General features: G+C 66.2%; 13 protein-coding genes. 7 read left to right on the top strand and 6 right to left on the bottom strand.

Annotated features, from left to right (window positions below; all coding sequences use genetic code 11):
* Positions 1-17: 17 nt before the first annotated feature.
* From N416_RS0114985 to N416_RS0114955, 7 genes are read left to right on the top strand one after another with little or no spacing between them, the layout of a single operon-like run.
* Positions 18-1,169, top strand: a complete 1,152-nt coding sequence (locus tag N416_RS0114985; RefSeq protein ID WP_036458164.1) for an MCE family protein — start codon at positions 18-20, stop codon at positions 1,167-1,169.
* The gene (locus tag N416_RS0114980; protein ID WP_024442920.1) at positions 1,163-2,755 is read left to right on the top strand and encodes an MCE family protein; all 1,593 of its coding nucleotides are present in this window, start codon (positions 1,163-1,165) and stop codon (positions 2,753-2,755) included. Before N416_RS0114985 ends, N416_RS0114980 begins: the two co-directional genes overlap by 7 nt.
* Positions 2,725-3,390, top strand: a complete 666-nt coding sequence (locus N416_RS0114975) for a hypothetical protein (protein ID WP_024442919.1) — start codon at positions 2,725-2,727, stop codon at positions 3,388-3,390. The genes N416_RS0114980 and N416_RS0114975 overlap by 31 nt, the downstream gene beginning before the upstream one ends.
* Positions 3,387-4,340 (top strand): RDD family protein, encoded by a 954-nt coding sequence (locus tag N416_RS0114970; RefSeq protein ID WP_024442918.1) that lies wholly within the window; start codon positions 3,387-3,389, stop codon positions 4,338-4,340. The genes N416_RS0114975 and N416_RS0114970 overlap by 4 nt, the downstream gene beginning before the upstream one ends.
* Positions 4,337-4,885, top strand: coding sequence for a mammalian cell entry protein (locus N416_RS0114965; RefSeq protein ID WP_024442917.1), 549 nt, complete (start codon positions 4,337-4,339; stop codon positions 4,883-4,885). The genes N416_RS0114970 and N416_RS0114965 overlap by 4 nt, the downstream gene beginning before the upstream one ends.
* A complete protein-coding gene (locus N416_RS0114960; RefSeq protein WP_024442916.1) occupies positions 4,852-5,607 on the top strand; it encodes a hypothetical protein in 756 nt (251 codons plus the stop codon). Before N416_RS0114965 ends, N416_RS0114960 begins: the two co-directional genes overlap by 34 nt.
* 30 nt (positions 5,608-5,637) lie before the next feature.
* The gene (locus N416_RS0114955; RefSeq protein WP_024442915.1) at positions 5,638-6,303 is read left to right on the top strand and encodes a YoaK family protein; all 666 of its coding nucleotides are present in this window, start codon (positions 5,638-5,640) and stop codon (positions 6,301-6,303) included.
* 10 nt (positions 6,304-6,313) lie between these two features.
* On the opposite strand, the gene N416_RS0114950 is transcribed toward N416_RS0114955, so the two are convergent.
* The 6 genes from N416_RS0114950 to N416_RS0114925 are packed head-to-tail and all read right to left on the bottom strand — an operon-like array spanning position 6,314 to position 12,504.
* Positions 6,314-7,108, bottom strand: a complete 795-nt coding sequence (locus N416_RS0114950) for a mannan-binding family protein (RefSeq protein ID WP_024442914.1) — start codon at positions 7,106-7,108, stop codon at positions 6,314-6,316.
* A gap of 10 nt (positions 7,109-7,118) precedes the next feature.
* A complete protein-coding gene (locus N416_RS0114945) occupies positions 7,119-7,733 on the bottom strand; it encodes a hypothetical protein (protein ID WP_024442913.1) in 615 nt (204 codons plus the stop codon).
* 19 nt (positions 7,734-7,752) lie between these two features.
* A complete protein-coding gene (locus N416_RS0114940; protein WP_024442912.1) occupies positions 7,753-9,003 on the bottom strand; it encodes an MlaD family protein in 1,251 nt (416 codons plus the stop codon).
* Positions 9,000-10,247, bottom strand: coding sequence for an MCE family protein (locus N416_RS0114935; protein ID WP_051190281.1), 1,248 nt, complete (start codon positions 10,245-10,247; stop codon positions 9,000-9,002). The genes N416_RS0114940 and N416_RS0114935 overlap by 4 nt, the downstream gene beginning before the upstream one ends.
* A 2-nt stretch (positions 10,248-10,249) precedes the next feature.
* Positions 10,250-11,455, bottom strand: coding sequence for an MlaD family protein (locus N416_RS0114930; RefSeq protein WP_024442910.1), 1,206 nt, complete (start codon positions 11,453-11,455; stop codon positions 10,250-10,252).
* Positions 11,452-12,504: an MCE family protein gene (locus tag N416_RS0114925; protein ID WP_024442909.1), complete on the bottom strand. Its 1,053-nt coding sequence runs from the start codon at positions 12,502-12,504 to the stop codon at positions 11,452-11,454. The genes N416_RS0114930 and N416_RS0114925 overlap by 4 nt, the downstream gene beginning before the upstream one ends.
* Positions 12,505-12,530 lie beyond the last annotated feature (26 nt).

Below are 12,530 nucleotides of genomic sequence, written 5' to 3'. Positions count from 1 at the left end.
TGGGACGGAGTACCGCGATGAAGACGGTCAGCCGCCGCGGCTTGCAGGCGCTGGTACTGCTGATGGCCGCTCTGACGCTGTCGTCGTGCAGCAGCTGGCGCGGGATCGCCAACGTGTCCTTGCCCGGCGGACCGGGTAGTGGACCCGGCGCCTACACGGTCTACGTGCAGGTGCCCGACACCTTGGCGCTCAACGGCAACAGCCGCGTACTGGTCGCCGACGTCTTCGTCGGCGCGGTGGAGCGCATCGAGCTCAAGAACTGGGTCGCCACACTCAAGCTGCGGCTGAACCGCGATGTCCACCTGCCGCGCAACGCGACGGCCAAGATCGGCCAGACCAGCTTGTTGGGTTCGCAGCACATCGAGTTGAGGGCCCCGGAGAACCCCGAGGGTGAACTCCGCAACGGTGACACCATCGGGATGAGCAGTTCCTCGTCCTACCCGACGATCGAGCGGACCCTGGCTGGGCTGGCGCTGCTGCTGCAACGAGGTGGGTTGTCGGACCTGGACACCATCACCACGGAGTTCGCCGCGCTGTCCAATGGGCGGGGCGATGAGATCCGGGCCTTCCTGACCAAGCTGGACACGTTCATCGGGAGCCTCAACGATCAGCGTGAGGACATCACGCGGGCGATCGACTCCAGCAACCGGTTGCTGAGTTACTTCGGTTCGCACAACGACAGCCTCGACAAGGCCCTGACCGACTTCCCGCCGTTGTTCAAGTACTTCAACGCGCAACAGTCGATCTTCATCGACGCCGTCGAGGCGCTGGGCGCCATGGGCACACAGGTCAACCAGCAGATCGCACCTGCGCGGTCCGATCTGCACCAGGTGCTGACCTCGATGCAGTGCCCGGCACGCGAACTGCGCAAGGCTTCGCCTTACCTGCCTGACCTGCTGCAGGTGATGATCACCGCGCCGTATCACGTCGACGGTGCCTTCAAGGCCGTGCGCGGTGACTTCATCAACACCTCGCTCGTGGTGGACCTGAGTTACGCGGCCATCGACAACGCGATCCTGACCGGAACCGGTTTCTCGGGGATGCTGCGGGCGTTGGAGCAGTCCTTTGGTCACGACCCCGCGAAGATGATCCCGGACGTTCGGTACACGCCGAACCCGGCCACCGCGCCCGGCGGTCCGTATGTGGAAAGGGCTGACCGGAATTGCTGAAACCACAGATCAAGCGCCAGCTGGTTATCTTCAGCATCCTGACGGCGGTGTCGCTGCTGGTGTTGGGTGTCTACTACCTGCGGCTGCCGACGCTGGCCGGCGTGGGCCAGTACTCGCTGAAGGCCGATCTGCCCGAGGCAGGCGGTTTGTACAAGACCGCCAACGTGACCTACCGCGGGACGATCATCGGCCGGGTCACCAGCGTGGAACCGACCGAGACCGGGGCGCAGGCCACGTTCCAGATCTCCAGCAAGTACAAGATCCCGGTCGACACCAGTGCCAATGTGCACTCGGTGTCGGCGATCGGCGAGCAGTACCTCGATCTGGTGTCCGCCGACAACCCGAGCCAATATTTGAAGGCCGGCCAGACGATCACCAAGAGCACCGTCCCGTCGGCGATCGGTCCGGCGCTGGACACCGCCAATCGCGGATTGGCGGCGCTGCCCACCGGAAAGATCTCGTCGCTGCTGGACGAGACCGCGACGGCGGTCGGTGGATTGGGCCCGTCACTGCAACGCCTCGTCGACGCGACGCAGGCCATCGTCGGTGACTTCACGGCGAATCTGGATGACGTCGACGCCATCGTGGAGAAATCGGCGCCGATCATCGAGAGCCAGACCCAATCCGGCGACGCGATTCACCAATGGGCGCGCAACCTGAATGTGCTGGCCAGTCAGGCGGCGAGCCGTGAAGACACGGTGAAACACATCGTCTCGGACCTGCCGCCGTTGATCGACCAGGTGCACACGGTGTTCAGCGAGACCAAGGACTCGCTGCCGCAGCTCATGGCCAACATGGCGATCCTGACGGAGATGTCCAAGCGGTACAACCGGAACACCGAGCAGGTGCTGGTCTTCCTCCCGCAGGCCGGGTCGATCATCCAGACCGTGACCGCCACCTACCCGGGCCGAGGCTCGATGGGCGTTGCGCTCGGGGCGTTCCCCGGCCCCATCTTCCCGGTGCCGGTTCCGGGCTTGAGCCTGAACTCGCCCCCGCCCTGCTTTACCGGCTTTCTGCCGGCGTCGGAGTGGCGGGCGTTTGCAGACACCAGCCCGGCGGAGCTGCCGGACGTGGCCTGCCGGATCCCTCAGGACACCCCGGCCAACAATGTTCGCGGTGTCCGCAACATCCCATGTGTGGATGTGCCCGGTAAGCGCGCCCCGACACCCAAGGAATGCCGCAGCGACAAGCCGTACGTCCCGCTGGGCACCAACCCCTGGTACGGCGACCCCAACCAGATCCGGAACTGCCCGGCGCTGGGCGCTCGCTGTGACCAGCCCGTCGAGCCGGGTCACGTGATCCCGGCGCCATCGGTCAACACCGGCCTGAACCCGCTACCCGCGGACATGGTGCCGGCGACACCGCCGCCGACCAGCGACCCGCTGTCCCGGCCGGGGACGGGTAGCGTGCAGTGCAATGGGCAACAACCCAACCCCTGCATCTACACCCCCGGTGGGGGTCCATCCGCGATCTACAATCCGCAGAGTGGCCAGGCGGTGGGGCCAGACGGCGTCGAATACTCCGTCGAGAACTCGATGAACATAGGAGACGACGCATGGAAGGGGATGCTGGCACCGTTCCGGTGAGCACGGACGAGGACCAGCAGACTGCAGAGACCCCGGCGCGGGACGCGCTGGACGCTGAGAATGTAGTGGCGGAGACGGAGCAGGAAGCTCCGCAGGAGTCGACCGACTCGGCGGCGGTAGACGCCCAACCGGCACCGTCGCGTCTGGGCCGTCGCCAACAGGCGGGTATCTGTGTGCTGTTACTGCTGTTCGCAGCGGGTTTGGTGGCCGCCGGCTTCGTCGGCCTGCGCGACCACGCGGCAAGCCGGCAACTGGACCGCGACAATGCCGAAGCGATTGCAGCGGCCAAGGAGTGCGTGCTGGCCACCCAGGCGCCGGACGGGCGGGACATCGCGCTGGCGCAGCAGAAGATCCTGAACTGCACGGCCGGCGAGTTCCGCACCCAGGTGACCTTGTACGCGGAGATGTTCGTGCACGCCTACCAGGCGGCAAAGGTGCACGCCGATGTCACCGAGATGGGCGCTGCCGTCGAGCGCAACAACCCGGACGGCTCCGTCGACGTCCTGGTGGCATTCCGCGTCAAGATCAACAACATCGAAACTCAGGGCAAAGAGGTCGGATACCGGCTGCGGGCCCAGATGGTTCGCGAGGACGGGCAGTACCGGATCGCGAAGCTCGACCAGGTGGCCAGGTGACCGACACCGCGGCCGACGCTCCGCGTCTGCAGCCGGCCGGCTGGCGGTCCCGCGCAACGGCGCTCGCCATCGATCTGCTGCCGGGGTCGGCGGTGATGGCGAGCACCGGCATGCTCGCCCTGTGCCTGCCGTCCGACAGCCTCTGGCGGTGGGTCGCGTCAGGAATCGCGGGGCTGGCGTTCCTGGCGACCGAGGTCAATCGAATTTTTCTGCCGGCGCTCAAGGGGTGGAGCCTGGGCCGCGCCGTCACCGGCATCGAAGTGGTCCGTGGCGCAAGCTCGGCTCCGGCGGTCGGTGTGAGCCGACTGTTGCTTCGTGAGGTCGCGCACCTGCTCGACACGGTGCCGGTCCTGCTGGGCTGGCTTTGGCCGATGCGGGACCGCCGGGGGCGTACCTTCGCCGATGTGCTGGCCCGCACCGAGGTACGCCAGGCCGGCGAGCGCAAGCCACCGGCGAACGTCCGAGCCGTGACTGCCAGGGTATTCGTGGCAGCGGCGGCGCTGAGCCTCGCCGCTGCCGGCGCGGCGTACAGCGTGGTCTATCAGAACGACCACAAATCGGTTCTGGCCCAGGCTGAGATCGCCAGACAGGGACCCAAGATCGTGGCGGACATGTTGTCCTACGACCCGGAGACCCTGCAGGACGACTTCGAACGTGCGCAGTCGTTGGCCACCGAAAAATATCGTCAGCAACTGGTGCCTCAGCAGGACGCGATCCGCGATGCCCAGCCGGTTCCGAACTTCTACCGGGTGACCGATGCCGCGGTGATCAACGCGACTCCGCACCGCGCCACCATGCTGCTGTTCTTACAGGGCCAGCGCGGCACAGCCGGAAAGGAGCGCCTGATCAGCGCTACCGTCGAAGTCGTGTTCGTGCAGACCTCGGGGACTTGGCGCGTCGACGACCTGACGGTGGTCAGCAAGCCGTTGCCGGCCGAGGGGGCGAAATGAGCCCCCGCCGCCGCGTGCCCACCGAGGACCAACCGCTCTTCGTCGCCCAGGTGGCGCCCCGGCGTCGACGGCTGCCGATGGTGATCGCCAGTTCGCTTGTGGTGACCGCCGCAGCCATCGCGGTGTGCGCGATGACACTGATAACCCACGAGCAACACCGGCGAACAGTGGTGCGGAACATCGAGGCCCGGGACGCGGTCGAATCGTTCATGACGATGTTCACCTCGCCAGATCCATTCCACGCCAACGACTACCTGGCGAATGTCCTGGACCACGCAACCGGCGATTTCGCCGAGCAATACCAGGAGAAGGCCAATCAGATCCTGATCGCGGTGGCGCGTAGCGAGCCGACCACCGGGCTGGTCAGAGCGGCCGGTGTCGAACGGTGGAATGACGATGGCAGCGTGAGCTTGCTGGTGGCGGTGGAGAACACCAGTAAGTCATCGGACGGAAAGCACGATGTCAAGGTGGCCACCCGCTGGCTCGCCACAGCACAGAAGGAAGGGGACCAGTGGAAGATCAGCAATCTGAACCAGGTGCTGTGACCGACGCGTCCTCCGGGACAGAGGTCGATCCGGAAATCGATCCCACCGCTGAGCCGACGGACGACCTCAAGCCGGCAGCCGACGCCGCCGAGGTGGAGTCCGAGACCGAGGCTTCTGAGACCGAAGCCTCCGAGACCGAGGCCGAAGCCGAGGACCAGGAGTCGGTCGTCGCCGAGCAGGCGGCGGCGAAGCGCCCGGGTCGGGGCAAGTTCGGTGTGCGGCTTGCGGTTGCGCTCTCGGCCGCGGCATTCGTGGGCGCCGCCGCGTTTGCGGGCGCCGCGGCCCAGCCGTATCTCCTGGATCGCGCGGAGGTGGCCATCAAGCTCGACATCGCCAGGACTGCGGCCCGGGCGATCCACACGCTGTGGAACTACACCCCGGAAAACATGGATTCCCTTCCGGATCGGGCCTCGGTCTATCTCAGTGGCGACCTGGAAGCCCAGTACCGCAAGTTCATTGACGCCATCGCGGACAGCAACAAGCAGGCCAGGGTCACCGACACCACCGAGATCGTCGGTGCGGCCGTCGAGACCCTGAATGGTCCCGAGGCCACGGTGATCGTCTACACCAACACCACGGCAACCAGCGAACTGAGCAAATCGATCCCCCAGATCAAGTACCTGACCTACCGGCTCTTCATGAAGCGCGACCAGAACCGGTGGGTGGTCACCAGGATGCCCACCATCACCTCGCTGGACCTGACTCCACGTCTCCAGGGCTAGCCCAGGACCGGACGAGGGTTAGCGGATAGCATGCCGATCGCGTCGCCGTTGTCGCAGCGGCGCACGGTGATCGCGCTAATGCTGCTGACCTTCGCCACGGGTCTGGTCGACGCGGTCAGTGTCTTGGTGCTCGGCCGGGTATTCGTGGCGAATATGACTGGCAATGCGATCTTCCTGGGGTTCCTGTTCGTCCCCAGCACCGGATTCGATCTGACCGCTGCGATCGTCGCGGTGGCGGGATTCCTGCTGGGCGCGGTCATCGGCGGGCGGTTGTTCCGAAGCTTCGGCCAGCGGCCCCGCTACTGGCTCACGATCGCACTGGGACTGGAGGCAGTGATGCTTCTGGTGCTGGCCGCACTGGCGGGCATGGGTGTGCTGGACTACTACGGCACCAGCAAGCTGCTCTTGATCGCCGGCCTGGCGATCGCGTTCGGTGTGCAGAACTCGAGCGCCCGCCAGTTCGGCATTCAGGAGCTTTACACCACGGTGCTCACCTCGACGATCGTCGGTATCGGGGTGGACAGCCGGTTGGCCGGTGGGACCGGCGAACGCGGAAAGCTGCGCTACGGCGTCGTTTTCGTGATGATCCTGGGCGCCGTCGTCGGGGCCACGTTGACGCCCATCATGGTGGCGCCGGTCATCGCGATCGCTGGGATCGTGGTGCTGGCGAGCCTGGCGTTGTTTCGGTACGGCTAGCCGGGCTCCGTTAGGACCCGCCGTACTCCGGTCGCAGGATCGAGCTCAGTGCGGACAGCGGGATGTGCGCCTGTACGTTGCCGCCGTCCATGTACCACTGCATCTGGTTGTACTGGATCGGACTGTCGTGGCTGACCGGGTAGTCGGGCATGTAGAGAATCAGCTCATCGGGGGTCAGCGCCCACGACCGGTAGCCGCCGGAGAACACCTTGTCGGGCGTGAAGCGCTCCGGGACAAAGGGATAGTCTCCGGGGCGGTGCTCCCAGAACGCCCGGTCCAGTGCCTCCTTGATGTAAGGCTCGCCCAGTTGCGGGATCGTCGCCAGTGGGTCGATCCCAGGCTTGGTGATGTCGGCCAATTGCAACTGCCGCCCGCCGGCGCCCATGTCGAACGTGAAAGTGCGGTAGGCGTTGTTGATGTAGGGACCGTCGGAGTGGTAGTCCTCGTGGAAGACCGCGGTCAATGCGTTTCCGTGCTGGAAGATCTCGTAGTTCTCATTTCCCCAGCTGTCGGCCACCATCGAGGCACCTTTACTGCGCCAGTTGTTGAACAACTTCGACAGGTAGTCACGGATCGGGGGACCGGCGACCGGGTGGTCGACCAGGTCTCCGGGCACCGCCATCCGGATATAGCGGGTGGCCAGCCGCTCGGATTGCACGTCGGTGGTGCAGTACTGCCCGTCCCAATTGCCGCCCAGCCCGCTGCAGAACGACGGCGCTGAAGCACCGGCGACCGGTGTCCCGGACACCGTGGCCACCGCAAGTGCCGCGGCGAGCATGCCCGTCAGTAGCCGGGTCGCCCACATAGCCTGCCTCCTAAGGCAATTCGACTTTGCTCGCCAGCCACCGGCCGTCGACATTCTGCATCGTCATCTTCATCCGGGTGCGGTCCACCCGCGGGTCGGGCCGCGTGGTGTTGGTGATCGTCTGGTTGACCATCAACAGCACTACCACGGTGTCCTTGGAACCGGACTGCACGGCGGACTCCACCACCGTGCCCTGTGCGGTCGCCTTGTTGTCGATCAGCAGCTGCCGCAGCTGAACGCTGGCCTTGGTGTAAGTGTCTTTGAAATCCCCGGTCGCGCCGTTGAGGACCGCGCTGAAGTCGTCATCGACCTTGTTGGAGTCGATGCTGGTCAACACCTGGGCGTAGTCCACCGCCGCCTGGCGTCCAGCTGTTTCCGCCGCAGAGACCCGCTCCTGTTGCGCCAGCTGCCATCCGAGGCCGAAGACCAGCCCGAACACGGTGACATAAGCGGCTGCGACGGCCACGACTGGCAACGGGATCCGACCCTTGCGTGCCGGTGCTACCGCCGACTCCACGGTGGCGGCCTCGTCCGCGTCCTCGACGGCTTTCGACTCCGGTTCAACCGCAGTGGATTCCACGTCCTCGGGCGTGGTCTCGGCGGTCGGTTCGTCGGCGGTGCTCACCGCGGCATCTCCTTGAGCATCAACGAGGCGGTTCGATCAGCAGTGGCGGCCCGCCGTATGGGGTGGGAATCGTGTAGCGGCCCTTGGGGGTCGGGTCGGTGGTGGCCGCCAGGTCCGCACCGGGCGGGGGGCCAGCGGTGTCATCACCGGGTGGGCGTGGCGCATTGTGGGCGCCGCGCACCAGCACGGACTGGTCGGTGTCGCGGCAGTAGCCGTACAGGAACGGCTCCGGGTAGTCCGCCTGGGACAGAGGGCGCCGGGGCGTGCCGTAGTCGCAGGTGTAGCGCGGGTAGATGTCGACGGTCGCCCACATGCCGTCTTCGTGGATGGCCGAGCTGAGCGCCTCCACCGTGGAACCGCGGTAGTTGGGGAACAGGGCGTTGAGCGCGGGAGTGCGCACGTAGAGCAGCTGAGCGGGGGTGACCAGATTCCCCAGCAGCCCGACCATGGTGTCGGAGTTGTCGTCGAACAGCGCGTCGACCTGCGCCAGCATCCCCGGAGCCTGGTCGACCAATCGGTGGTATCCCCCGATCATCGAAGTGACGCCCTTGAACACTTTGTCGAGATTGGCTGATGTTGCGGCCATGCCGTTGTTGACGTCGCTGAGCATGGTCAGCACGATCCGGCTCGACCTGAGCAGGCTCACTGTCTCCGGCAGCACCGAATCCAGGGTGGACAGCAGGAAGGTGCCGCCGTCGACGATGTCGGTGAGCTTGCGCGGGCCTTCGTCGGAGAGGCTGAGCTCCTTCTTGATCAGATCGAGTTTGCGTGGATCGGTCTGGGCCAGCATGCCGTCGGCGTCGGCGAGCAACTGCGAAATGGGAATCGGCGTCGTCGCGCGATCCCGGGACACCACGCTGCCGGCCGACAGGAATGGACCGTCGTTCGAAGGGGGTTCGAAGTCGATGTACTGCTCGCCGGCCGCTGACAGGCCGGAGACGCGTACCGGGCTGGCGGCGGGAATCTTCACCTTCGAGTCGACGTTGGCGACCGCGTCGATGCCTTGCGGCGTGATTCGCAGCGACTCGATCCGGCCGACCGGCACGCCGCGCACCGACACGTCCTGGTTGGTGAGCAGTCCGCCGGAATCGGGCAGTGCGATGGTGATCTGGTAGGTCGATCGTGCCGGGTTCACCCGCAGTGCCCCCACCAGCAGGTAGCCGACCGCCACCACCAGGGTCATTGCCAACGCGAGCCCGGACAGCAGGTTCTTGCGCCGGTAGCCGGCGCGGACCAGGGCCACGATCTGGCGACTGAGTGCGTCGATCATGGTGTGGGCCTCGGTATCAGTGGGCCGGGCGCGGCGTCTTCGGCGTCAACCTCCGCCGGGGTCGGCGGTATCGGCGGGCCGACGGCCGTCCACGGTGCTTGGCCCATGTCGGTGTCCGGGCCGCGACCCACCACGCGTTCCTGCAGCCGCCACAGCGCGTATTTGATCGAACCGGCCATCTTGGCCCAGTCGTAGCGCTTCGGGCCGTGGAACGCCGGGTCGCCCTTGAACCCGGCGTCGGGCATGGAACCCCACACCAGGCGGTCGATGCTGGCGTGCATCGAAACACCCGAACCTGCCGTCATCTTGATGAACGGCGCCATCAGCCGGTTGAGGGCGGCCAGGCTGGTGCTGGGATCGGTGGCCACGTCGTTCCACGCACCGGCCACCACGTTGGCGTCCTTGATGAAGCTGTGCCCGGAATCGTCGGTCCCGGCAATCGACGGGAACCGGGCCAGCTGTCGGCTGGTCGCGCCCAATTGCTCGACCAGGTCGGCGATCTGGCTGGTGTTGTCCACCAGGGTGTCGGTCGCCGGCCCCGCCGCGTTGAGCACGTCGGTGAGTGCGGCGCTGCGGGCATCGAGTTGGTCGGCGAGCCGGCTGGTCTCACGAAGGGCCGTCTCGATCTCCCCGGATCGGGCGTTGAGTTTGGCCAGCAGCTCGTTGGACTGGTTGATCAGCTTCCCGAACGCCTTGCCCTGGTCGCCGGTGGCTTTCCCGGCGCCGTTGACGATGTTGGTGAAGTTCTGCACGGCGCCGCCGTTCACCAGCAGCGCTGCCGAGCTCAGCACCGACTCCACGGTGGCGGCCGAGGTGGTCGCATCCAGTCCGATGGAGTCGCCGCCCTTGAGCAGTGGCGCAGAGGGGTCAACGGAGGTCGGCGGTTTGATCGCCACGAAGACGTCCCCGAGCGGTGTGGCTGACCGCAGTTCAGCGGTGCTGCCCACCGGAATTCGGACGCCGTCCATGATGCGCAGCGTGCTGACCGCGGTGTAGTTGCGCGCGACCATCGACTCCATCTGGCCCACGTCGGCACCCGAGAGCTTCACCTTGGCGTGGCTGGGCAGGTTGAGCGCGTTGGCGAACACCGCGGTGATCAGGTAACCCCCGCTGCCGATACCCGGGGCCGGCAGCGGCAGGCTGTCCAGCCCGCTGGTGCCGCAGCCCGCTGCCGACGAGGCGATGACGGCACTGCACAACAAGGCGAGGGCAGTCCTCGGTGCCCGTCTCGATCGTGGTGTCACGTCTACTGTCCCATCATCGAAAGGCCGTCCAGGACATAGGTGAGGCCGAAGTCCGGCCCGTAGTCCGCCAAGGTTCCGGTGCCGCATCCCAATTGCCGGAGGTGCATCATGTTGCACAGTTCCTTGGTGCTTTGGCTGTCGACCAGGATCTTGTCGACCAGTGCGTGCAGGCGGACCGCTCCGTTGTTGGAGTCGACGGCGTTGTAGAGGTTCTCCAGCGTCAGCGGGAGCAGGTTGATCAGCTCGGCCAGGTCGCGCTGCTTGTCCACGAAGGTCGTTACGGCGGTGTCGCCGTTGAGAATGCTCTGTTTGAGGTGGTCCCGATTGGCCTGCAGCAGCGACGTTGCCTGGCTGATGATCTCGTTGAACTTGCGCCCGGTGCGCCCGGTACCGAAGTCCTCGTTGGCCAGCATCTGACTCAACTGACGCGTGGTGGAACCGAATTGACGCAGCTTCGCGTCGTTGCGGGCCGCGGCGTCCATCAGCGAGCTGAGATTGGTGATGATCGTGGTCAACTGGTCGCCGGTCGCCTCGCCACGGTCGGAGCTGAGCCGCAGGGCCAGGGACAGCTCGCTCAGTGCCGACTTGATCTTCTCGCCGTTGCCGTTGGCGATATCGGCGCCGGCGTTGATCACATCGGCCACCGGCCCGTTGCCCTTGCCGTCGCCGCCGAGTGACTTGGAGACCTTGTCGAGCATGTCCAGCACGCGATCGAACGCCACCGGTGTGCGGGTGCGGTTCAGCCCGATAGTGGTGCGGTCGGCCAACACCGGGCCGCTCGAATACGCCGGGGTCAGCTCGATCTGGCGCGCGGTGAGGATCGAGGTGTTGATGGTTACGGCGTTGACGTCGGCGGGGATCTTCACACCGCGGTCGACGGTGAACTCCGCCTCGACGTACTCGCCCTTGGGGGTGACCTTGCGGACCTTGCCGACCGGCATGCCGAGCACCGCGACCACATTGCCTTCGTAAAGACCCGCGGCGCTGTCGAATTGGGCGGTGACGGTGATGTGCCCGCCGAAGGGGTTGAGGTGTGAGCCGGCCACGACGGCAATGATCAGGGCACCGGCGATCAGCGTCGCCACCAGCGCCTTGACCCCGCGACGACTCTTGCCGGCAGCTACCGGCTGGGTGCCGGGCAGCGTGGAGTCGGTGTCTGCCGGCTCCTCGATCGGGTCGTCTGCCGCGGTCGTCGATGTCGCGCTCATTTGCAGTCCTTGAAGTACTCGATCATGCCGAACTGCTTGGCGCGGCCGCTGATGGCGCACATCCACGAGTCGATCGCGATCCCGTTGCCGGCGAAGAACTCGATGCCGGGTCCATAGCCGGTGGCGTTGGTGATTCCCCGCAGCGGCGGCGGCGCGGACTGGAGCAGGCTGCGCAGCAGGTCGTCGTGCTGGCCGAGCATGTCCGAGAGAGCGCGGATATTGACCAGCATGTCGTCGAGCATGGCGCGGTCGGTGACCACGACACTGTTGAGCTGGCCCGCCAGACTGGTCAACGCGGCCATCATGGCGTGGAAGGTGTTCTGCCGTGCCACCAGCTCGCCGATGAAGTCCTGGCTTTGATCAACCAGGTTTCCCAGATGCGTCTGCTGGTTGCGCAGGGTGGTGGCCACCCGCTGGGTGCTGGCGAGCAGGGTGCCCAGCTGGTCGCGGCGGTCGGCGGTGATCTTCGACAGCGTGTGCAGGTTGGCCATCGCTTGCGGAATCACCGGCGGCAGCCCGCTGAGTTGTTGGCCGAGCACGGCCAGGGACTGCCCGAACTGGTCGGAGTCAACCTGGTCGAAGGTGGTGGTGGCGTCTTCGAGCAGTGACTCCAGGGAGTAGGGAACCTCGGTGTGGGCGAGGTCGATCCGCTTGCCGGGCAGCGAGCCGGGGCCGTCGGGCTCAAGCTTGAGATACCGCGACCCGAGGATCGTCATCACCTGGATCTTCGCCCGGGTGTCCTTACCCAGGGGGACGTCGTTGCGGACGGTCAGGCCGGCCACCACGTGATCCCCGGCCAGTCGCATGCTCGTCACCCGGCCCACCTCGATGCCGGCGACCATGATCGGGTTCCCGGGGGCCAGCGCGGCGGCCTGGGCGAACTCCGCGGAGTAGCGGGTGTAGCCGAAGCCGATCACCTTGACCAACAGTGCCGCGGCCACCACGACGGCCACCACGGCCAGGGCCCCGAACCCCAGCCAAGTGGTGTTGTAGGACTCCAGCGGTCGGGTGCGCCATTCGCGGAAGAACTTCTTGGTCGGTGTGGTCACGGCGCTCCACCCATGGCGCCATTCCT

This window comes from Mycobacterium sp. UM_WGJ, from assembly GCF_000455125.1.
Lineage (GTDB): Bacteria > Actinomycetota > Actinomycetes > Mycobacteriales > Mycobacteriaceae > Mycobacterium.
This window is presented reverse-complemented; position numbering and strand designations above follow the sequence as displayed.

Excerpts from the sequence above, each read along its gene's own strand:
- N416_RS0114985 (WP_036458164.1), top strand. The coding sequence starts at position 18 with ATGAAGACGGTCAGCCGCCGCGGCTTGCAGGCGCTGGTACTGCTGATG.
- N416_RS0114975 (WP_024442919.1), top strand. The coding sequence starts at position 2,725 with ATGGAAGGGGATGCTGGCACCGTTCCGGTGAGCACGGACGAGGACCAG.
- N416_RS0114965 (WP_024442917.1), top strand. The coding sequence starts at position 4,337 with ATGAGCCCCCGCCGCCGCGTGCCCACCGAGGACCAACCGCTCTTCGTC.
- N416_RS0114955 (WP_024442915.1), top strand. The coding sequence starts at position 5,638 with ATGCCGATCGCGTCGCCGTTGTCGCAGCGGCGCACGGTGATCGCGCTA.
- N416_RS0114950 (WP_024442914.1), bottom strand. The coding sequence starts at position 7,108 with ATGTGGGCGACCCGGCTACTGACGGGCATGCTCGCCGCGGCACTTGCG.
- N416_RS0114940 (WP_024442912.1), bottom strand. The coding sequence starts at position 9,003 with ATGATCGACGCACTCAGTCGCCAGATCGTGGCCCTGGTCCGCGCCGGC.
- N416_RS0114930 (WP_024442910.1), bottom strand. The coding sequence starts at position 11,455 with ATGAGCGCGACATCGACGACCGCGGCAGACGACCCGATCGAGGAGCCG.